This window comes from Erythrobacter sp. NFXS35 (assembly GCF_040148725.1).
GTDB lineage: Bacteria > Pseudomonadota > Alphaproteobacteria > Sphingomonadales > Sphingomonadaceae > Erythrobacter.
In genome coordinates this window covers 692,875-714,184 of record NZ_JAGDEB010000002.1, presented here as the reverse complement: position 1 = coordinate 714,184, position 21,310 = coordinate 692,875, and the positions used below count along the sequence as shown (strand labels likewise).

The 21,310-nt window shown below is 61.5% G+C and carries 20 protein-coding genes and 2 pseudogenes; 19 read left to right on the top strand and 3 right to left on the bottom strand.

Going from position 1 to position 21,310, the window contains the following annotated elements:
- The first annotated feature begins 50 nt into the window (after positions 1 to 50).
- From J3454_RS11030 to J3454_RS10975, 12 genes are all read left to right on the top strand, one after another.
- Positions 51 to 3,386, top strand: coding sequence for a TM0106 family RecB-like putative nuclease (locus J3454_RS11030; protein WP_349513801.1), 3,336 nt, complete (start codon positions 51 to 53; stop codon positions 3,384 to 3,386).
- 47 nt (positions 3,387 to 3,433) lie between these two features.
- Positions 3,434 to 3,694, top strand: coding sequence for a hypothetical protein (locus J3454_RS11025; protein ID WP_349513800.1), 261 nt, complete (start codon positions 3,434 to 3,436; stop codon positions 3,692 to 3,694).
- Between the two features lie 41 nt (positions 3,695 to 3,735).
- Complete coding sequence (locus J3454_RS11020) at positions 3,736 to 5,154, top strand: T6SS phospholipase effector Tle1-like catalytic domain-containing protein (protein ID WP_349513799.1); 1,419 nt, start codon at positions 3,736 to 3,738, stop codon at positions 5,152 to 5,154.
- 75 nt (positions 5,155 to 5,229) lie between these two features.
- Positions 5,230 to 6,261 (top strand): DNA/RNA non-specific endonuclease, encoded by a 1,032-nt coding sequence (locus tag J3454_RS11015; RefSeq protein ID WP_349513798.1) that lies wholly within the window; start codon positions 5,230 to 5,232, stop codon positions 6,259 to 6,261.
- Positions 6,262 to 6,649: 388 nt separating this feature from the next.
- The gene (locus tag J3454_RS11010) at positions 6,650 to 7,891 is read left to right on the top strand and encodes a toll/interleukin-1 receptor domain-containing protein (protein ID WP_349513797.1); all 1,242 of its coding nucleotides are present in this window, start codon (positions 6,650 to 6,652) and stop codon (positions 7,889 to 7,891) included.
- Between the two features lie 132 nt (positions 7,892 to 8,023).
- Positions 8,024 to 8,167, top strand: coding sequence for a hypothetical protein (locus J3454_RS11005; protein WP_349513796.1), 144 nt, complete (start codon positions 8,024 to 8,026; stop codon positions 8,165 to 8,167).
- A complete protein-coding gene (locus J3454_RS11000; protein WP_349513795.1) occupies positions 8,151 to 8,348 on the top strand; it encodes a type II toxin-antitoxin system RelE/ParE family toxin in 198 nt (65 codons plus the stop codon). Before J3454_RS11005 ends, J3454_RS11000 begins: the two co-directional genes overlap by 17 nt.
- Positions 8,332 to 8,700 carry a helix-turn-helix domain-containing protein gene (locus tag J3454_RS10995; protein ID WP_349513794.1) on the top strand — a complete coding sequence of 123 codons (369 nt, stop codon included), beginning with the start codon at positions 8,332 to 8,334 and terminating at the stop codon, positions 8,698 to 8,700. Before J3454_RS11000 ends, J3454_RS10995 begins: the two co-directional genes overlap by 17 nt.
- A 2-nt stretch (positions 8,701 to 8,702) precedes the next feature.
- Complete coding sequence (locus J3454_RS10990; protein WP_349513793.1) at positions 8,703 to 9,242, top strand: TIR domain-containing protein; 540 nt, start codon at positions 8,703 to 8,705, stop codon at positions 9,240 to 9,242.
- Between the two features lie 2 nt (positions 9,243 to 9,244).
- Positions 9,245 to 10,432, top strand: a complete 1,188-nt coding sequence (locus tag J3454_RS10985) for a toll/interleukin-1 receptor domain-containing protein (protein WP_349513792.1) — start codon at positions 9,245 to 9,247, stop codon at positions 10,430 to 10,432.
- Positions 10,429 to 11,256, top strand: a complete 828-nt coding sequence (locus tag J3454_RS10980; RefSeq protein WP_349513791.1) for a hypothetical protein — start codon at positions 10,429 to 10,431, stop codon at positions 11,254 to 11,256. Before J3454_RS10985 ends, J3454_RS10980 begins: the two co-directional genes overlap by 4 nt.
- The gene (locus tag J3454_RS10975) at positions 11,256 to 11,516 is read left to right on the top strand and encodes a hypothetical protein (RefSeq protein WP_349513790.1); all 261 of its coding nucleotides are present in this window, start codon (positions 11,256 to 11,258) and stop codon (positions 11,514 to 11,516) included. Before J3454_RS10980 ends, J3454_RS10975 begins: the two co-directional genes overlap by 1 nt.
- Before the next feature lie 95 nt (positions 11,517 to 11,611).
- On the opposite strand, the gene J3454_RS10970 is transcribed toward J3454_RS10975, so the two are convergent.
- Positions 11,612 to 12,109: a hypothetical protein gene (locus tag J3454_RS10970; RefSeq protein ID WP_349513789.1), complete on the bottom strand. Its 498-nt coding sequence runs from the start codon at positions 12,107 to 12,109 to the stop codon at positions 11,612 to 11,614.
- Positions 12,110 to 12,947: 838 nt separating this feature from the next.
- Between J3454_RS10970 and J3454_RS10965 the strand changes: the two are divergent.
- A pseudogene (locus J3454_RS10965) lies at positions 12,948 to 13,137 on the top strand (IS3 family transposase); the annotation flags it as partial.
- Positions 13,138 to 13,266: 129 nt separating this feature from the next.
- Here the strand turns inward: J3454_RS10965 and J3454_RS10960 are convergent.
- Positions 13,267 to 13,378 (bottom strand): annotated as a pseudogene (locus J3454_RS10960) (IS66 family transposase); the annotation flags it as partial.
- A gap of 556 nt (positions 13,379 to 13,934) precedes the next feature.
- Between J3454_RS10960 and J3454_RS10955 the strand changes: the two are divergent.
- The 6 genes from J3454_RS10955 (at position 13,935) to J3454_RS10930 (ending at position 19,924) form a co-directional block, all read left to right on the top strand.
- The gene (locus J3454_RS10955) at positions 13,935 to 14,429 is read left to right on the top strand and encodes a hypothetical protein (RefSeq protein ID WP_349513788.1); all 495 of its coding nucleotides are present in this window, start codon (positions 13,935 to 13,937) and stop codon (positions 14,427 to 14,429) included.
- A complete protein-coding gene (locus J3454_RS10950; RefSeq protein ID WP_349513787.1) occupies positions 14,426 to 15,151 on the top strand; it encodes a hypothetical protein in 726 nt (241 codons plus the stop codon). Before J3454_RS10955 ends, J3454_RS10950 begins: the two co-directional genes overlap by 4 nt.
- Before the next feature lie 747 nt (positions 15,152 to 15,898).
- A complete protein-coding gene (locus tag J3454_RS10945; protein ID WP_349513943.1) occupies positions 15,899 to 17,125 on the top strand; it encodes an MFS transporter in 1,227 nt (408 codons plus the stop codon).
- Positions 17,126 to 17,199: 74 nt separating this feature from the next.
- A complete protein-coding gene (locus J3454_RS10940; protein WP_349513786.1) occupies positions 17,200 to 19,188 on the top strand; it encodes a BCCT family transporter in 1,989 nt (662 codons plus the stop codon).
- A gap of 2 nt (positions 19,189 to 19,190) precedes the next feature.
- Positions 19,191 to 19,697 carry a hypothetical protein gene (locus J3454_RS10935; protein WP_349513785.1) on the top strand — a complete coding sequence of 169 codons (507 nt, stop codon included), beginning with the start codon at positions 19,191 to 19,193 and terminating at the stop codon, positions 19,695 to 19,697.
- Between the two features lie 2 nt (positions 19,698 to 19,699).
- On the top strand, positions 19,700 to 19,924 hold the full coding sequence (locus J3454_RS10930; RefSeq protein WP_349513784.1) for a hypothetical protein: 225 nt from the start codon (positions 19,700 to 19,702) through the stop codon (positions 19,922 to 19,924).
- Between the two features lie 21 nt (positions 19,925 to 19,945).
- Here J3454_RS10930 and gltX read toward each other — a convergent pair whose 3' ends face one another.
- Positions 19,946 to 21,310 carry a glutamate--tRNA ligase gene (gene gltX, locus J3454_RS10925; RefSeq protein WP_349513783.1) on the bottom strand — a complete coding sequence of 455 codons (1,365 nt, stop codon included), beginning with the start codon at positions 21,308 to 21,310 and terminating at the stop codon, positions 19,946 to 19,948.

Here is a 21,310-nt window from a genome sequence, read left to right as displayed (position 1 = left end):
GACAGGTTTTGTCATGCTGAACGGGCATAGCTTATGGTAAGGAGCTATGCATGCGATTTATCGAAGGAAATTTCCGCTTCTCAGCCTCGGACCTGATGCGCTTCAAGGGGTGTCGCCATGCGACCCTCCTCGATCTGCGACTGATTGAACAAGGGGATATCAGCCCCAGGGATGACAGTGCTGAAGCATTGCTCCTGCAGCAGCAGGGAGACGAGCACGAACTGGCCTTTCTGGAACAGCTTCGCGCTGAAGGTCGGTCAATTACCGAAATCCCTAAAGACGGGCTGTCACTCGAACAATCGGTCGAGTTGACTCACGGTGCCATGGCGCAGGGCGCCGATGTCATCTTCCAAGGTGCCCTGCTCGATGGAGCGTGGGGTGGCTACACCGACTTCCTTGAGCGCGTTGAACGCACGTCAGCGCTCGGTCCCTGGTCCTACGAAGTTGTCGATACCAAGCTCAAGCGCAAGCCGGATCCCAAGCATGTGCTGCAGCTGTGCCTTTACAGCGATCTCCTCGCGAAGGTGCAAGGGCTGGCTCCTGAGGCAGCGCATCTCCAGCTTGGCGACGGCAGCCGATACACTGTTCGTTTGGCCGATGTCTCTGCCTATGCGCGGCATGCGCGCTCAATGCTTGAAGGGTTTGTGGCCGAACGCCCTGCGACCCGCGCCGAGCCCAACGCCTCCTGTGGCCTTTGCCGCTGGAGCGATCATTGCAATGCGCAGTGGGAGCGGGGCGACAGCCTCGCACTTGTCGCAGGCATAACCCGCAGCCAGCGCCAGAAGCTCGAGGCGGCCGGGGTTGCCACCATGGCGGCGCTTGCCGATAGGGCGGAACGTGTGCCCAAAATGGCCGCCGAGACGCAGCGAAAGCTTGTGGCGCAAGCCAGACTCCAGACGGCCCGGCGCACCGGCGCAGGCCCGTCCTTCGAGTTGCGCGAACCGGAGCCGGGCAAGGGCTTCGGTCTTTTGCCTGAACCAGCGGAAGGCGACGTGTTCTACGACATTGAAGGCGACCCATACTTTCCCGGAGGCCTCGAATATCTCCATGGCGTCTGGCTCATGGATGACGGCGAATGGCAGTTCCGAGCCTTCTGGGCGCATGATCGCGAGGAAGAAGGGCAGGCAATGCGCGACCTTCTCGCCTTCCTCGTCCAACGCATGCGACGATATTCAAAGGCCCATATCTATCACTATGCCAACTACGAGATTGCAGCGCTTCGGCGCCTGACCGCGGCGCACCGCACCGGCGAGGCAGCGCTGGATCAGTTGCAACGCGAGCGCAGGTTCGTCGACCTGTTCAAGGTCGTCGGTGGCGGCCTTATCGCGTCCGAGAAGGGCTATTCGATCAAGGATCTCGAAGCCTTCTACATGGAAAAGCGCGCCGCAGACGTCTCGACAGCCGGGGCCAGCGTCGTCTTCTATGAGCAGTGGCGGCAGACCAGGGCACAGCGGCTCCTCGATGAGATCCATGACTACAACCGGACAGATTGTATCTCGACACAGCTGCTCAGGGATTGGTTAGTCCGAGATGTGCGGCCTGCGGGCATGCCATGGCCGACCTTGGCAGAAGCACCTGCCGGCGGCACGCTTTCGAACGTCGAGGCGGAGGATGCTGAACTGGAGGCCCTTCGCCAGCGCCTCGAGCCCGTGCGTGTGCGGCTTGGCGATCAAGTCGCCACCTTGCTGCTTGACCTGAGCCAGTTTCACAAGCGGGAGGACAAGCCTGCCTATTGGGCCATCTTCGACCGGCTCGCCCAGGAAAGCGAGGAACTGCTCGACGACCTCGACTGCCTCCAAGGTCTTGAGGCCATAGATGCCCCAGTTCAGGTGACCACCAGGTCCTCGGAACGGACCTACCGCTTTCCGGAGCAGGAGACCAAGCTTCGGGCGGGCAAAGCCCCCTGCATCAAGCCCGCTGCCATGCCGGAAGACGTGCAGCTTCAATCGATCAATCATGACGAGCGCACGCTGGTTCTGCGCCGCTCGCACGCGAAGGGGCCCCTCCCCGACAGGCTCGATCTTCTGCCGCCCAAGCCAATCCGGAACCATGTGCTCCGCGATTCACTGATGGCTGTCATCGAAGAAATGATCGCCAACACGGGACGCGTTCCGGCGCTTGAGCATCTTCTAACCCGCACCCTTCCAGTATTCAGCGATGGGCAGCGGCCAGACGGGATCGTCCGAGAGGATGATGACCTTCCAAATGCGACGAGCCGTGCAATCGCAGTCATGGACAAGACGACCCTCGGCATCCAAGGCCCGCCCGGGACGGGAAAGACCTATGTCAGCGGCCTGTCGATCGCCGATCTCGTACGGTCGGGAAAGCGTGTCGCCGTTGCCTCAAACAGCCACAAGGCAATCGGCAATCTCCTCAAGGCGATCGCCGAAAGAGCGCAGGACCGAGGCCTCGCCTGTTCCATCGTCCAGAAGGTCTCCGATGCCGAGGATGCTGACGATCATCCGGCGATCATTGCCGTCACCGACAATAATGCGCCCGAGATCCGGTCCGCGAATGTCGTCGGTTCGACCGCTTGGCATTTCGCGCGTTATGACGCGCCTGCCTTCGACTATCTGTTCGTCGATGAGGCCGGGCAAGTCTCGCTCGCCAATATTCTGGCTATGGGCCGCTGCGCGCACAACATCGTCCTTGTCGGTGACCCGATGCAGCTTCCACAGCCGCTTCAAGGAAGCCATCCAGGAGAGAGCGGGCTCTCCTGCCTTGAATACTTGATCGATGGTCACCGGGTCATTCCGCCTCAGCGCGGGATCTTTCTCCCAGAAAGCCGCCGCATGCATTCCGGGATCTGCCGGTTCATTTCGCAGGCCGCCTATGAAGGACGGCTCGGGAATGATGAGGCTGCAGCGGCGCAGACGCTTGTCTCCCCCTCGGGCACAAGCCTCCTGGGCGCACGCCTCGAACCAATCGAACACGCCGGGCGATCGCAGGTCTCGCCCGAGGAGATCGCAGCCATTCGCGGGCAGATCGAGGCGATGGTGGGTTCGGTCTACCGAGACCGGAAAGGCAAGCAACGCGTGGTCACCCACGACGATATTCTCGTCGTCGCCCCCTACAACGCTCAGGTAAACGCCCTCAGAGTCGCACTGCCACCTGACATCCGTGTCGGCACGGTCGACAAGTTCCAAGGTCAGGAGGCACCGATCTGCCTTGTGTCCATGACAACCTCCAGCGGCGAGGAGATGCCTCGCGACCTCGCGTTTCTGTTCTCGCTCAACCGGATCAATGTCGCGGTCTCCCGCGCGCAGGCGGCAGCCATCGTCATTGCCAGCCCTCTGCTGCTTGAAACTCCGTGCCGGACGGTTGAAGACATGGCGTTGGTGAACGTCCTGTGCCTTCTTAATGAACTTGGGCATGACAGGTTTTGACGTGCTGGTCTGCGATAGTCCTCTCATCGAAAGAAGGAGCATCGCAGATGGCTTACTGGGACCTTGGAATGAAGCACATCGTCGACGTTGACGGGCAACTGCTCGCGATCGACGCCGATGTGATCGACACCACGCGCTTGCTGGAAAAGGCGAACCGGCCGACGGATAGTCACCTCGCCATGGTTCGGGCCGGCGAGCGCATTCTGCTCCAGCCCCGGCAGTTGATCCGGCTTCCCGCCGATGAAGTTCTCTTCTTTGAAACCGACGACAATACAGTACACTATGGCGATCATCGTCTCGCGGCATAGAGCGACGCGAAGGCCTAGGCGGTTATTGAGGAGGTGATGAGATGCAGACTGATAATGCTTCAGGGAAGAACATTATCATCTTCTCAGACGGGACCGGGCAATATGGCGGCGTACTGCCCGACCAGCGTCTGTCCAACATCTACAAGATGTACCGCGCCATGCGCCCCGGCACCCAGACCGGCTTCGATCCTGCCGACCAGGTTGCCTACTATGATCCCGGTCTGGGGTCAGGGGAACTCGGAGGCAGGGTTCGAAACATCCTTGCAGCCGCATTTGGCACGGGCATCAGTGAGAACATCATCGATTGCTATGAGGCCATCCTGCGCCACTACGAGGATGGCGACCGGATCTTCCTTTTCGGCTTCAGCCGAGGGGCCTACACCGCCCGGTGCGTCGCAAACGTGATGAACCTGTGCGGGATTCCGCGTCATGGCGAAGACGGAAAGCCGCTTCCGACAGGTGGCGTCGCCCTGCGCAAGATTGCCGAAGAAGCGGTCTACCGCGTCTATGAGCATGGCTCCGGCCGGGATCGCGGAAGGTATGAACTGGAGCGCGAGGAGCTGGCACGGCGCTTCAGGTTGAAATACGGCAGCGAAGGCCTGGGTGCCAAAGGCGAGTCCCAGGGCAATGTCGCCCCGACGTTTGTAGGCGTGTTCGACACGGTCGCCGCCCTAGGGACGGTGATCGTCAAGAGGGTGCTCTTCTTCCTGGCGGTACTCAGCGGCTTCCTCGCGCTTGCCGCCTGGATGATTGATCTGGGCCTCACGTGGAAGATTCTCGCATCAATCCCTGCGGCATTCTTTGCTGGGAGCTTGGTCTGGTCAGCGAAGAAGCAGTTCAAGTTCATCGAGAACCCGCCGCAGGGTGGAAAAATGAGCTGGCACTTCGCAGCCTGGAACCTCAAGCACTACGACCGCTTCCTCGACAGCAGCGTCGGCTACGCGAGGCACGCGCTCTCGATCGATGAGAACCGAAAGCGCTTCCCCCGGGTGGGCTGGGGGAATAGCGGCGATACGCTCGAGCAGGATCGCGGGCCACTCAAGTGGATGAAGCAGGAGTGGTTCGCAGGCAATCACTCTGACGTCGGTGGGAGCTACCCGGAAGACGAATCCCGCCTTTCCGACATCTCCCTGCAATGGATGGTCGACGAGCTGAAATCGATACCGGACCCACCGCTGGCCGATGATCGCTTCGTGCAGACCTTTCCCGATCCGCTTGGCATTCAGCATGATGAGGTCAGGGCCAGCCTGGAGCTCTGGCCGCGCTTTTGGCCGACATGGGCGAGATTTGGTTGGTCAGCCGAGACAAGGAAAATCCACCCTGAGGCTGTCCTGCACGAGAGTGTCCTTGTCCGATTCGCCGCAGCTTCCGTGTCTAAATTTGACCAGCGGGCTCCCTATCGGCCGGAAAACCTTCGACGGCATGGCAGCACGGCGGGCTACTATCCAGCATCCGATTGAAGCCGTGTGAAAATTTGAGAGACTTTCCCCACCACTCCGCGCAACGTCATGCCGGGATTCGAAGGGACCAGAGCGATGAAATTGCTGCTAGCGAGCTTGGGATTGGCACTGGCCCTTTCTGCGGCGCCCGTTTCGGCGCAGCGGTTCGTATGTCGCGGGACGACGAATTCGCCATATCCGCAAGTCGTCTCGACCTACCATGATCACCAGCGCGTTGCTCCGGGCGCACGCGGGCTGACGGACCAGTTCACGTCATTCTCGGCGGTCTTCGACGATGCTGATGACGATGATGGCGACGGACAGCCCGATCTTCGCCTCAATCCCGAATACGTCGTGTATGAGCTGCGAGGCCTCGCGCCAGGGCGTAACGGCAATTTCGACGAACCACCCGTCTCCATTGACCGCCCGAGCAAGTGGTATGCCTCCCCCGGGCTGGTGCCGCTTGTCGAGGCGATACAGGGTGTCACCAATCGCCGTCTCGACGACAGCTACAGCGGGGCTGGGACAGTGTGGAACCGCGGACATCTCGCGATGAGCGACCATTCCCAGCGCATCAGTCCCGAGGCAGGCTGCAACACCCATGTCTTCTGGAATGCCTCTCCGCAGGCCGCAGACCTGAACCAGGGGCCTTGGCTGCATCTCGAGAACTACTCCGCCGCCGTCTCGAACAAGTATCGCAGCATCTGGGTGATCGCCGGCCCGATCTTTGATCCTGCCACACCAAAGCTTACGATTGGCGACCCGGATGAGCTGAAGGTCGAGATTCCCGACGCCTTCTTCAAGATCCTCATCCACGAGAGCCCCTCGGGCATCGACACGCTGGCCTTTATCTTCGAGCAACCGAATGCACTGGATGCTGACGAGAAACCCGTGCCGACGCAGACATGGGTCAATTGCAACCGGGCGAGCCGGCTCGGCCATGTCTACGATCACCGGCCCAACCTTGTTACGATCGGGGAAATCGAGCGAAGAACCGGGCTCAAGTTCTTCCCGGGCCATCCTGATCGGCAAACTCTCCTAGGAAAGCGGCCGCGGAAGCTTTGGCCGATCGAGACCCGCTTCTGGGATAGCAGTACGCCGTGTGGCGGGCAGCGGAGCCATCCGTAATGGAGGCAAGAGCTTCAACTATGGCAGCCTGCGATATCGGCCAGTGTGAGCCGGCTGCATTGCTTTTGCGCGATCTTTCCTTCTCGCTGGCAGGACGGCCGCCGCGCTGGTCCATTTGGCCTACCCGTCCACACGCAGTGCACCGCTCCGACAATAAACCGTTCAAAGGTATGAACGTGTCAGCTGCCGACCAGACCCGGTCGCTCAGATTGGCTGCGTTGAACGTCTTTTTTAGCCGAAAGCGGTCGATCTTGGTGGGGAAAGCAGAAGATCAGCAAAGCGCCCCAATAGCGGTCCTTCGCGCGGCGACATCGTTTCGCCGCAAGCTTCTGCTTCCGCGTTCCGGCCTTACCAGGATGAACGAAACAGCTAAGGTCAGGGCACGCAAGTGGCGCTGGAATTTTGGAGAGGCGGTCGCAAGGTGTCGCAGAACGACTTCCTCAAGGGGCTTGGAGAAGAGCTTCTAAACAATGCGCTCGAAGCGTATGCCGAGAAGCTTCACGGCAAGGCGGCGTCGGTCGTTGATCCCGAGACCGGAAAGCACGCAGCGGTCTTCGTTCGTCGCGTCGGTCGTGAGCAGTTGACGATCCACACCAGCGGGTCGCCGGGCTTCGCGCGGGCGCTGGAGGAGCGGCTAGGATTGAACAAGGGGGAGGTACACGGCGTGAACGACCCGGCTGAGCGCGAGCGTCTCGTGTATCTAGCGCACGCAAGCGAGGACAAGCCGGTGGCAAAGCCGCTGGCCGCGGGGCTTCTCGAGCGCGGCATCCCCGTCTGGTACGACAATTGGGAGATCGGCTACGGCGACAGCCTGCGCCGAAAAATGGAGCAAGGGCTGGGCGAGTGCACCCACTTCGTGGTGCTGCTGACGGAGACGTCGATCAGCAAGCCGTGGGTGAACGAGGAGATCGACGCGGGCCTGATAAGCGCGGTCGAAGGGAGCGCGAAGTTCATTGGGCTGCGTTACGGGCTGCCGCTCGCCTCCGTTTCCCTGTTCCTGCGCACGCGATTGACGCCAGAGTTCGTGCCCGGTCCCGAGGGTCTCGACGCGCTCGCGGCCGAAATCTTCGGCGTCAGCAAGCGCCCGCCCTTGGGCGAGAAGCCGCGGTACGTTCAGACGCACGAGGCAGGCTCGACCTGGTCGACGGCAGCGCGAGTCGTCGCGGAATACTTCGTGCGCAACAGCGAGCACGCGCAGTCAATGGACCCTCAGGCGGACTATTCGACTATCGAGCAGGCGACTGGCCTGCCGCGCGTCGACGTTCGGATTGGGGTTCTCGACCTAGCCGGCGCCGGACTGATCGAGAAGCAGGACTACCTTGGCAGCGAGTCGGCGCTGTGGCCGAAGTCCGACCTATTCGTCACTTTCGACAAGATGTTCATGGACTGGGATCCCGAGCAGGACGCCCGTGATCTGGCCGTGCGATTGCTTAACCTCGACGTCGACTATATTGGCTGCGAAGAGGTCGCTCAGTCGCTTGGGTGGCCGGCGCGGCGGTTCAACCCCGCGATCGGCTACCTTGTCTCGGCGCGCGTCGTCACGAGCCATGAGTATATGGGCGGCGGAGCGTTCTGGCCTCCGGCCGTGAGCGTCGGCGACGAACTGCTCCGGTTCGTGCGTAGCCTGTGACAGCCTGTTTCGGTCTGCGCGGACGAAGCGCGCGGGCGATCGCTCTTGATCTTCTATCCCAGAATGAGGATATTAGACGATGGCGCGCACGTTGATCGAGGGGAGAAGCCGCTCGATTGGGTGGGCTCGTCAATGAACGACTTTCTCGCCTTTCCTGAAGGCGTAAAGGACCAGATGGGCAACGCCCTAGGGCTGGCACAGTTTGGCGGCAAGCACCCCAAGGCGAAGCCGTGGAAAGGAGCCGGTGCGGGCGTCTTCCGTGGTCGACGATCATGACGGCGACACCTTCCGGGCGGTCTATACGATGCGCTTCAAGGAGGTCGTGTATATACTGCACGCCTTCCAGAAGAAGTCGCCCAAGGGGATCAAGACCGCCCAGCCGGACGTAGATCTGGTGAGCACGCGCCTGAAGCTGGCGGAACAGGATTATGAGGCGCGATATGGCAAGCCGAAGTGAGGATGTGATCGACAAGGCCGAGGAGACGGTAACGCGCGGAAGCGGCAACGTCTTCGCCGATCTAGGCTATTCGGATGCCGAGGAGCGGCAGACCAAGCTGCGCCTCGCGCACGCGATCAACGGCGTGATCGCGCGGCGTCGGCTGACCCAGGTCACTGCCGCCGACCGGCTCGGCATCGGCCAGCGCAAGGTCTCGGCGCTCGCCAATTACAAGCTCGAAGGCTTCTCGGTCGAGCGCCTGATTACCCTGCTGACCGCGCTCGATCAGGACGTAGAGACCGTGATCCGCAACATGCCGCGCTCGCGCCCGTCTGGCCGAATCTCGGTCATCGCGGCGGCGGGAGGGCGCTGAGGGTGAGCGGTTCCCTGTTCGGCTCAGGCCTGCGCGTCCAGGCCGCGGTCAAGCGCAAGGTGTTCGTCAGCTACCATCACGGCGGCGATCAGGCCTACTACAATACGTTTTCCAATGCGTTTCACGACACCTATGACGTGATCACCGACAACTCGCTCGAACGAGAGATCGACAGCGACAACGTCGAATACGTCATGCGCCGCGTTCGCGAGAACTATATCACCGGCAGCTCCTGCACTATCGTTTTGGTCGGCAAGGACACGCACGCGCGCAAATATGTTGATTGGGAGATCAAAGCGACGCTCGACGCGAGCCACGGACTCATCGGGGTGAGGCTGCCGACAGCCCCTGTAAGCGCACAGAACACCGTGACCGTGCCTGGCCGCCTGCACGACAACATTCAGTCCGGCTACGCGCTCTGGGTGTCGTGGGCGGACATCACCGGGAGCGCGCAGGCGTGCCAGCGCTACATCGAAGCTGCGAACGCGAAGGACAAGTGGCTAATTGTCAACACGCGTGCGCGCCGGCTCCGTAACGGCTGATCGTGGCGCTCCCCACCCGTCCGTTCTTGGTCGTCTACATCGCGTGGCACCCCGGTTTCGCGGCTGGACCGGCGATCGCCGAGGTCCTCTACGATCATTTCCGCCGTAAGCTGTTCGAGAACGTCGCGGGCGGCACGGGGCTGAGCGTGCTCTACCGCGCGACCCCGCCCGCCGGACAGGCCGCGCCGCTGCCGATCGACTTCGATGAAGGGGAGACCGCCGCGGTCATTACGCTCTTTGACGAGAGCTTCGCAGCCGACGCCGCATACATGGCGTGGCTGAAGGACACGGCTGAACGGGCCGAAGCGAGTGGGCTGGGCACGCGGGTGTTCCCGGTCGCGATGGACGCGGCGCTCACCCAATCGGGCATGGTCGAGCAGGCGGTCCGCTGGGACAAATGGGACGGCACAGATATCGCTGCGCGCAGTCGTCGGCTCATCTCTAGTCTCACCTATCAGTTCGCGCGCATGCTCCGCGCCTACTTGGAGCGCCTCCGGCACCCTGATGACGCCGACGATGCCTTGGAGCGCTACCTCAAGAAGGTTCAGGTATTCCTGAGCCACTCGAAGCGCGACGACGATGGCGAGCGGATTGCCAAGGTGATCCGTCAGGCCCTATTCGATGGTGAGGGTCTCTCCAGCTTCTTCGACGTCCATGACATCGCGCCGGGCTTGCCATTCGACAAGGTGATCCTGAACCAAGTGCGGGTAAGCGCGGTAGTCGCCATCCACACCGATAGTTTCTCGTCGCGCGAGTGGTGCCGGCGCGAGATCATCGAGGCCAAGCGAGCGAGCGTGCCTCTGGTGGTCGCGAATTGCCTTGCCGACCGCGATGAACGAGGCTTCCCATACATGGGCAACGTACCCGTGGTGCGGATGAACCCAGCCCGGGTTGATCGCATTGAAGACGTAATCGGCCGTTTGCTTGACGAGGTGCTGAAGGACTTTCTCTGGCGCTGTCGTGTCGAACTCGTGCGGAAGTCGGCCGGCGATCGCGTGCGCTTCCTGCCCCGCCCGCCAGAGCTGATCTCGCTGGCTGGCCTCGATCGCGCCGCCGACAGGCCGACGATCCTCGTCTATCCCGACCCGCCGCTCGGCGCGGAAGAGCAGCGTCTTTTCGAGGAGATTGCGCCCGACGTGCGGCTGCGCAGCCTCACTGAATGGGTTGCCGAAGCGGAGGCCGCGACATGAGCTATCAGGAGCCGCTCAGCCAGAAGGCGATCGCAATCGCGATCTCCGACAGCCCAGACATGGCCGCGCTCGGCTTGGCGCCCGAGCACCTTCGAGACGCCATGGCCGAGATCGCCCGTCATCTGCTCGCGATGGGCGCGCGGCTCGTCTATGGCGGCGACCTCCGCGCGAATGGTTTTACCGAGCTCTTGTTTGAGCTCGTCGCCCGCTATCGGCGCGACGCCGATCTGGACGACGCGCGACCCGCCGTCGTGAACTACCTCGCTTGGCCCATCGTCGTCTCGAAGTCGGCAGTCGAGCTACAGGGCTTGGCCAAGGAGCTGACCGGCTTAGCAGAGCTTCATTGTCTCGATCGACAGGGGGGCGAGTTGGAGCTGGATCGGCTGAATGACGCCGGCCAGCCCGAAATGACGGACGCCGATTGGGCCGATTCGCTGACGGCCATGCGCGATGTCCTGACCGACGCCAGCGACGCCCGGGTTGTGCTTGGCGGTCGCGTTGAGGGCTACAAGGGACGCATGCCTGGGATCGCCGAGGAGGCGCTGACGGCCCTTCAGGCCGGACAGCCGCTGTTCCTACTCGGCGGATTCGGCGGCTGCGCTCGCGACGTCGCCGCGCTGCTTGGGCTGGCGGTTCAGAGCTCAGCTCCGGCCACTTGGGTCGGGCACGATGCATTCCAGCCTTTTAACGGCTCCGGGCTTCGCAACGGCCTCACCGCGGAGGAGAATGCGGTGCTTGCCCGTACCGTACACGTCGATGAGGCGGTGGCGCTGGTGCTGCGCGGATTGCTGCGGCTCGCCGCCCGTCCGACCGGGACCGCCTGATGGCGCTTCTTACCGAAGCGGAGGTGCTCGCCCGCGCCGCGCGCATGACCACGCTGAGAAAAAGCACCGCGCTCGAGAGCCTGACCGAGACCGCGTCTGCCGGTGCGACGTTCGACGTCTTCCTGAGCCACTCCTCGAACGAGCCTGAAAGCATCTTGCTCGGTATCAAGGGGTATCTCGAGGGCTCGGAGTTGAGCGTCTACGTCGATCGGTACGCCGATCCGCCTCTCATCGGAGGAAGTGACGCCGGGGACGGCTGAGACGCTACGCGGGCGGCTGCGAGCGTCCACGTCGTTGCTTTACGTCTATAGCCGCCACTCGAAGCTGTGCCGCTGGATGCCGTGGGAACTCGGCTTCATGGACGGGGCCGGGAAACGGATCGGCATTGCCCCGGTTGCCGAGACCGCCCGTAGCAGCTTTGCCGGCGAACAGTATCTCGGGCTATAAGCGCCATCTCTGCGCTGACCTGATCAAGCTCCGCCTCGGCCTCACGGCGCTGCGCTTCGGCGGCCTCGCACAGCAAAGTCGCATCTCGCACTTTGTCCTTCGCCTCGGAATACCGCTTGAGTACGCGCTGCTCCTGCGATGCCCAGCTCTGGTTCGTGCGGGTCGCGTTCACAGCGGCAAATTGGCGCGCGAACATCGGATGCCGACCGTCTTCGACCACTACCGGGATCGCTGCCGGATTCATCTTCACCGAGGCCATGATCGCGAAGAGAACTTGCGCAGCCTTCCTGCCCTCGGCGAACGACATTTCTCTATCGTCGGCCCCCTCGGCGTAGTCGAAAAGCCGCTCTACGATCTGCGCGTCCATCTCGGACATAGCCATGCCCTCGCCCTCATCAACCGACATTCTGGGCCTCCATGAATTGCGGCGCTGTCTACGAGAAAGCGCCCTTCGCCAAGCGGCAAGCGACGGTTCTTTGCGCGCCACAAATATCAAACTAGCTTGCCAAAACAGACAGCGCAGACGCTACGCGACTCCGGCAATTTTGTCCGTAGACGTCTACGAAGCCGAGGCCAGCCAACATGGCCCATACGGGAGCCCGTATTTGGTAGACAAGTCCACCAACATCATATGACGCGCAATACCGCTAATCTGGGCAACTGCCCGAGATTTGCTTGCGCCTTGTCCATGGACAAGGTGAGGTGACCCTACCCTCGATCCGCGCGACATTTGCGCAATCGAGAAAGCCGTTTGTCCACAGCAGCCTGTATCCAATCGTTGGTCGTGTCCCACGGGTTTTGGTCCTTCGCCTCGCTCCGGAAGGAAGTGCAAAGCTAGACAGCAGGCCAGCCTCCATCGCACCGCGATGAGCCGTGCTTGTCTACAGCGCGTTGCTGTCGTTCGATCTCCACTGAAGGAGAAATCTCGCCCAGACCGGCACGCCACAAAACCCAAGATGGCATTACGGCAAACGCTTGCGGCATTCGCCGCGTTGTCGCTCAAAGCAGGTCGCAGTCTCGAGGTCATCGAGCGCCATCAACTGCTGCAGTCTTCATGAGAAATTCTCTGCGCGCGACGACCTGCGCCACGCAATCAGATAGCCAGCCGAGCTTCTCGCAGTCTTGGAGCACGCCCGCGAGAAGACCGACCGTGCGCCGTGATTTTTGGAAGAACCGAGCACCTAGGAACGGGCGATCCATGCATGCCTCTCGCAGCAATCGTTGCGTCGGCCGTCCTGCTACGAGGGCTTGCTATCAGGCGCAGACGCAGCCGCTGGCGCGTGGTCCGCATGAGAGCGCCTACTCCAGTGGCTGGAGCTGCCGAACCAGCGTCAGCGCCTCGACTTCGGTCATGACCAGATGGCTTTTGGGCGCCGGTTCCGAATCCTCAACGCGGTCGATGAGGTGACCAGCGACGACTTGGCAGCCGTGCCAAAAAAGCTTGCTACCATCGCGATAGTAGCTGGCTGACAACCAACGTTGAACTGCGGCCAAAGCAATCCTGGAGAATCTTGAGCAGGTGCCTGCGGGCGCCGTTATCGCGCAGGTCGAGCTCCCATTCGTGATGACGGCTGCCCGCTGCCCGCCGCGATCGTATCCGCAGAACACCCATGCCTTGCGCGACCGAGCGGGATGCAACGCAGCGCGCGCTTGGCGCATTGTTGGTGAGGCAGATAAGCGGCTCTTCGATATTGATCGCATTGTTCAGATGCAATTTCCTGCCCGTGCAAATCGCAACGGGCACAAACCTCCTGCCAACTTTTGCTGAGCAAACGGAAGATGAAGGTTTAAAGGAAAAGAGCAGCAAGCCCAACGGCTGAAGGGTTTACCATCTCAGGAAACCGTCAGCAGGAGCCGTCAATCTTCCCGGTCACTCTAGCAAGGCCGCCACCGGCTACGGAACAGTATCCCGCACGATCCCACCTTGCGCCGCTGTCTGATCCCGATCGCAATAAAGACGCATAGAACATATAGTGAACATTAACGCCAATCCACCACCCCGGCCCCAGCTCAGAACCAGCCACAACGAATGAAAGGATTACCCCATGACTTACCCAAGAAAGCGCAGCGCACGCGGAGGCGATTGCGACGCGGTCGGCTCCAAACGCAAATACGGCGCTGGCCCAGTCGGACGTTACTACGAGGACTGCGCAACGCCCGCTTGCGAACTCTTCTCGACGTTCACCTTCGTCAAATGCTTCCGCCAAGACGAAAGGGAGCTACCTACTCCCTTGGCCGAGCTTATCGGTCCGCGGCTTGCCCCGGCGCCTGGCTACCAGGCATCGAGTCCCCTTGCTGATGCCCGCCGCGATTTCGTGCTCCCACGTGAGGCGCCGAATACCATCAATTCGATCGCTGAAATCCTCGCCGCCTTCGACAGTGTCCCTCCACTCCGGCGCGATGTGATGATCGAAATGAAGTTTATCCTTCGCCCGTCAACAGCTCCGCACCTTGCCTTTGAGGCGGTGCGCGAATTTGCTCGCCGCCATTTTGCCGGACTGCGCGGTCTTGCCGCGATGCTGGTGCTGCACCTCCCTGGCCGGAGTGGCGCAGTTGGCGACAATCACATCCATCTGTTCGTCCCTGCCCGGCGCCTTACCCCTGAGGGGTTCGGGGCTAATGCCGGCAGGCTGGTTCATGATGAGGGGTTTGAGGAAGTGACAGCGGCCTGGAGCGAGTGGCGACAGGATCAGGGCAACGTCGGCCCCGCCGGAGCTAAAACATGAATGGCAACTTTGAAGCTACGTTCGACGTCGAACCGCGCGATTTCGATCCCAATCAGCGGAATTATCCGCCACTCTATCCCGATGCGCGGATGTATCTCCATCTTGTCTGGGACGCAGATGGGCGGATCGCGGGCTTCGGTGGCTTGTTCGAGCACGTAGAAAGCGCGGTAGGACGCCAAGGGTACACTGCGTCCCACACGCTCCGCCTCATCTCTGCTGGCCTCTGCCCAACCCGTGGCCAACGCGTCGCTGTAAGCGATGCCCATGAGCGCAATGTTCTGACCCGTCTCATGCTAGCGACCGAACACCTCGGTCAATTAGTCACCGCGAGGGTCAACCATGATGAGGTCGAGCGGTTAGATGACCGTCTTGAACGGCATGGCCTGACCTCAGTGATCCCCTACAGCTGGTTTTACAAATTCGTTGCCGCTCTCGGCCCTAATGAAACGCTAGTCAGCAGGTGCCATGATCTTGGCATTCCCTGCATGCCTGACCTGCAAGTGACTCAGGCTGATGAAGCCGACAAGGCGCGCCTCCATGCGATCGTGGCCGCGCTCTTGTGCGTCCACCAGTATCAGGCTGATCGGCGTACAGGCCAAGTCAGTTCCGGTGGCTGCGCTAACTTGGCAGCTTGGATCCAGCGAGACCCGGGTCTTGTTGCGATCTATCGGCTTTCAGAGGCAATCGCACGGCAGGAGGGCTCAAATTTATGGACTGGATAACTGTATGGAGATCCAGTTCACATCCCCTCGATGAGAGTCGGCAGAGCGCAAGAAGACCAGCAGCCATTTGCACCTTCCTAGCCGAGGCGGCACCACGGGCGACAATCTCATTCACCTGTTCTTGCCGAAATGGCGGCTCACCACCGAAGGGTTTGGGTCTCATGCCACCGGAGCTACGCCCGCTCAGGCAAGCATAGGCCCGCCTGCGGTCTGCTTTTTGTCAAAGCTGGCTGGTTTAGCTGTCAAAGGGTGAATGGCTATCCGCCTCCGCAAGCATGAGAGTTGATTCGGGAATGCTGAAGGTGCAGACACCGAGGCATCGAGGACCCGAACCATTTTTACAAAATGAGTCCTGGGGCCGAAATGGGGGCCCGCTGATATGAGGTGAGCAAGTAAACTGCCTTATTCAAGGCTTTACATTTATTTTTCGAGTCCTCTTCTGGCACCAGTTCTTTAAACTATGGCGTAGCGGCGCCTATTTTTAGGCACACCATCGAAAAACTGAACATCTGGGGGCCTGTGTTCAGTTGCAAATGCGGCTGATTTGGCTGCGGCGTTCGGGAGTGGGTCGCTCTTGCATCAAGTTTCGCCGAATCGCGGCAGTTCTACACATTGCGCCGGAAAATACCTCACAGTCCTGCGGGTGGCTTGCCCATTTGCCAATTCCATCGTGAATGACCGTGCAGATCGTGAAAGGCCTGCGCGGCAATGGTCGGAACTGAGCGGCTGATGAGCTATTCACCAACCATGTTCAGTTCTTTCGTCCCCGCTCGCAGCATGCTGCTTGCCATTTTCATGCTGATGGCCGGCAATGGCGTGATGTCTACCTTGGTCAGTTTCCGGTTGGAAAGCGCAGGGATGCGCGCCGGGATCATCGGTCTTGTTGCGACGTCCTATTTCGCCGGACTCACTATCGGAGCCTTGCGCGCCTCACCGATCATTCGCCGCGTCGGATATATCCGCACTTTTGCCGCAGCGGTGTCGCTCCTTTCCGCGACCACTCTGGCCTATGCACTGTTCCAGAACGCAGGGTTCTGGGCCCTGCTGCGTTTCATCGACGGGCTGTGCATAGCAGCGGTCTTCATTTGCCTTGAAAGCTGGCTGAACGAGCGAGCGGAGCCCAGCACCCGCGGCTCGGTTCTCGCTGCTTACATGATCTCCCTTTATGCCGGACAGGCGCTTGGGCAGTTCCTGCTCAACCTCGATACGTTCGCTGCAGCCCCTTTCGTGGCATCTTCCCTGCTCGTGTCGCTGTCGGTGCTGCCGATTGCACTCACGCGCTTGCAGGAACCCGCCGTTTCGCAGCAGGATCCGCTAACGATTCGGGGACTCTACGCAGCATCGCCGCTCGGGGTAGCGGGGTGCGGCATGACCGGGCTGATGCTCGGTGCATTCTACGGTCTGGGCGCTGTCTATTCGCGCCGCGTGGGCCTCGAGATGTCCGAGGTGGCGCTCTTCATGAGCGCGGTGATCGCCGGGGGAGTCGCGCTCCAATGGCCGGTCGGGTGGTTGTCCGATCGTTTTGATCGGCGCGCGGTCATCGTGGCAACGCTGCTGGGCACTACGGCGGTTTGCGCCGGACTGGCCTGGTTCGGCCGTCCGGACCCCGTGCTTCTGGTTCTGGGTGCGATTTTCGGCGGGCTGAGCTTCGCGCTCTATCCACTATGCGTTGCACATACGAACGATCATCTCAACGCAGAGCAGCGGGTAAGCGCAAGCGGCGGTCTCGTGCTTGTCTATTCCGTTGGGGCAGCGATCGGTCCCACTGCGGCTTCGGGGGTGATGATGACTGTCGGTGTAGGCGGGCTGTTCCTGTTCATCGGTGGCTGTGCCTTGCTCACGCTCGTCTTCGCGCTTTGGCGACAGTTTCGCGGCGAACCTGTGCCGAGCGAACTGCAACAACCCTACCAGATACTGCCGCGCACCACGCCTGCGGCTGCCGAACTGGACCCGCTTCCGCGCGCTGCTGACTGACGATTGTGGTTTTTTGAACAGATTGCCGTTCGCTGCGTTTCGTTGGGGAGATCAGAAGCCAGCAGGAAGGTATCTTGTCCGATCCGGTTCTGAAAGAAGCGGCGCCCTTGCGGAAAAGCGTGCGCATCGCGGTCAACCCGCCGGTTTTCTATATTTCGGCGGGTTTGATCCTGCTGTTCGCCGGGTTTGGCGCTGTGTTCGCGCAGCCGGCGTCGGTGCTGTTCTCGCGCTTGCAAGCGGTCATCGTCGCGGACTTCGGCTGGTTCTACGTTGCCGCCGTCGCCGGGTTTCTGATTTTCGTTATCTATCTGATGTTCAGCCGCCACGGCGACGTGAAACTCGGCCCGGACGAGAGCGAGCCAGACTACAGCTATCTTTCATGGTTCGCGATGCTGTTCAGCGCGGGAATGGGGATTGGGCTGGTGTTCTTCGGGGTTGCCGAGCCCATCCAGCACTACGCCGCTCCGCCGATCGGTGAAGGCGGCACGGTGGAGGCGGCACGGCAGGCGATGGTGCTGACATTCCTGCACTGGGGGTTGCATGCCTGGGCAATCTACATCGTCGTCGGGCTTGCATTGGCGTATTTTTCGTTCCGCCGCGGGCTGCCCCTGGCGCCCCGTTCGCCGCTTTATCCTCTGATCGGGCGCCGCATTTACGGTCCCGTCGGCCATTCGGTGGACATCTTCGCGGTCATCGGCACGATGTTCGGGGTGGCCACGTCGCTGGGTCTGGGCGTTCTTCAGGTGAATGCCGGTCTCGCGTACCTGTTCGGTGTTCCTGTTTCGGCGACCACTCAATTGCTGCTGATCGCGCTGATCACCGTCATCGCGACCTTTTCGGTCTTCCTCGGGCTCGACAAAGGGGTGAAGCGCCTGTCCGAACTCAACATAATCCTGGCGATCCTGTTGCTCGGCTTCGTCCTGTTTGCCGGGCCGACCATTTTTCTGCTCGACGCCTATCTGCAGAACATCGGCGCCTATCTCGATTCGCTCGTCCAGCGCACCTTCCGTCTTTACGCCTACGAGCCGAATCCCTGGCTCGGCAACTGGACCCTGTTCTACTGGGGGTGGTGGATCGCGTGGTCGCCGTTCGTGGGCATGTTCATCGCCCGCATCTCCCGCGGCCGGACCATCCGGGAATTCATCGGCGGCGTGCTGCTGGTGCCGGTATTGTTCAGCTTCCTGTGGATGACAGTGTTCGGCAACACCGCGATTGCGCTCGACATGAGCGGGGTCGCGCCCATTGCCGATACTGCCCTGACCAACCTACCCGTCGCCCTGTTCGAGACCTTGGCCGCGCTGCCATTCGGTGCTGTGACGTCCTTCATCGCGACGCTTCTGGTGATTACATTCTTTGTCACATCTGCGGATTCGGGCGCGCTGGTCATGGACACGATCACATCGGGTGCAGCCGAAAACCCTCCGGTGTGGCAGCGCATCTTCTGGGCTGTTTGCGCCGGCACCATTGCCGGTGTGCTGCTGCTCGCAGGCGGGCTCCAGGCTCTGCAGACCGCGGCCATCGCCAGTGCCCTGCCGTTTGCCGTCGTGATGATTTTCATCTGCGTCGGTCTGCTGCGGGCGTTGCAGATGGAGAGCGAGGATACCTCGATCGATCTTTCCAATGCCGAGACGGCCGCCGCCGATCCTGATCTCAGCTGGCAGCAGCGGCTGACCTCACTGATGCATCACTTCAGCGCAGACCAGATCGCAAGCTACATTGGTTCGACCGCGCGTCCGGCGCTGGAGGCAGTCGCCGATCAAATGCGCGAAAGCGGCTTTTCTCCGCAATTGTCCGAGGAAGAGGGCCGCCTCGACCTGCGAATCCCGCACGGCGAACGGGGCGATTTCCAGTACACGCTGCGGTCGCGTAGCTTCCTCTCGCCCAGCTTCATCTGGCTTGAGCGGCCCCAATCATCGGGAGCGGAACAGCGCCATTTCCGGGTAATGGCGCACAGTTCGGAGGGCGATCAGCCGCACGATGTTACCGGCTTTACACAAGACCAGCTGATCAACGATCTGCTCAATCGATACGCGCGCTTCCGCCATACGCGCAGGATGCGATGAACATGGCGAAGATCACCGATCACCATCTGGAACACGCCCGGCAGATGTTCCTTTCCGAAAAGTCGCGGCGCGAAGCGATCCGCGGCAGCCTCAGCACCCCAGTCGCGGCGATTTCCTTCGCGGTGTTCGCCCTTGGCACGCTGAGCGTGGAGATCGACGTGGCGCGCTTGGGGCATTTCTCGACATTGGCCATTTTGTGCCTGGCCGTGTGCTCTGTGATCGCGCTGTCCGCCTCGGCTTATCAGGTGCTGCTGTCGGAGTGGTTGTTCGTCTATCACGAGCCTCCACGGCTACCCGATCTTGCAGGCGGGGATGGATCAACCGGTGGTGCCGAAGATAGCGCATGGGGCGTTCTCGCCGCCAGTTATGCAGTGGCTTATGAAGAGCTGTTGAAGGGCAACGCGATCAGCGCGATCCGACGGACATGGGCGTTGCGACTGATCCTTCTATCGCTCCTTCTGCAAGCGCTGGCGTTCCTGATCCTGCCTTTTCATCGCGGAGGGTTTTAGCCATGACACTATCGGACAAGCTCTTTACCAGGCGCCGCCGCGTTCCCCGCTTTTCCGCGCTCCCCCGGCGGACCCGTCAGCGGCTTGCAGAGGCCTGCCGTGATCTGACGCGGACGGAGAACGAGATGGCGGACAAGCTCGGCCTCGATACACCGCCGCGACTGATGCTGGTGGACGAGGAGGAGGCCGTTATTCTTTTGAAGACTGATCGGGACTGCACTGACTGATCCGTCCCTGCCGACCGGTGCCTATTGAGCGGCAGCCCGCGTCAGCCGTGCCCGTGCCTCGCTTTCACCGATCAGCGGGAGCAATTCGCCCATGTCCGGACCATGATCCATGCCTGTGAGAGCCTGCCGTAGCGGGAGAAACAGAGCCCTGCCCTTGCGCTCGGTGGAACTCTTCAGCGCCGCAGTCAGAGCGCCCCAAGGATCGCTTCCCCATTCAAGCGCTGCAGCGGCGGCGGCGAGATAGCTGCGGTCATCTTCGGAAAACTCCGGCTGGTCGATCGGACCGATCACCAGCCGCCACCACTCGCCTGCCTCGTCGACACGGGCGAGGTTCGGACGGATCGCGTGCCAGCCGGCCTCGTCCATGCCATCGGGCAGGCGCGCCTGCACCGCTGTATAGTCCAGTTGATGGACGATAGCGGCGTTGAGGCGCTCGAGATCCTCCTCATTGAACTTGGCAGGCGCGCGGCCGAAGGTCGCAAGGTCGAAGCTGGCCACCAGAGTACTGCGGTCCGCGATCGGTTCGACAGGTTGCGATGTGCCGAGCCGCGCCAACAGGGCGATGACCGCCTCAGGCTCGATCCCGCGCTCGCATAGGGCATCGCTACTCAGCGAACCGAGCCGCTTCGAAAGCTTCCCTTCGCGGCCAACCAGCAGCGCCTCGTGGGCGAAGCATGGCACCTTTTTTGCTGCACTTTCTTGCGCAGCAAAGCCTGCAGCAAAAAGTGCGGTAAAGATCTGAATTTGCACAGCGGTGTTCGAAACATGATCCTCGCCGCGCAGCACCTGCGTGATGCCCATATCGATATCGTCGACCGCACTCGGCATCATGTAGAGCCATGAGCCACCAGCCCGGCGTATGACGGGATCGGACAGCTGGGCAGCGTCGAATTTCTGCGGCCCGCGGATGCCGTCGTTCCACGCGATTGGCTCCTCATGGTCGAGCAGGAACCGCCAGTGCGCAGGCGTACCTTGCGCTTCCTTCTCGGCGCGTTCGGCGTCCGTCAGGCCCAGCGCAGCACGGTCATAGTTTGGCGGCAATCCGCGGCCGAGCGCAATCTTGCGCTTGATCTCCAGCTCCTGCGCACTTTCGTAACAGGGGTATATGCGGCCAGCATCCTTGAGCCGCGTGAAAGCATCCTCGTAGCGCTCCAAGCGATGCGACTGGCGTTCCTCGCGATCCCAATCGAGGCCGAGCCAGGTGAGGTCAGCCTTGATCGCGTCGACATATTCCTCACGGCTGCGGGCCGCATCGGTATCGTCGATCCGCAGGATGAAGGTGCCCCCGGCCTTGCGCGCCAGCATCCAGTTGTGCAGCGCGGTGCGGATGTTGCCGACATGCAGGCGGCCGGTGGGTGACGGGGCGAAACGGGTAATTGTGCTCAT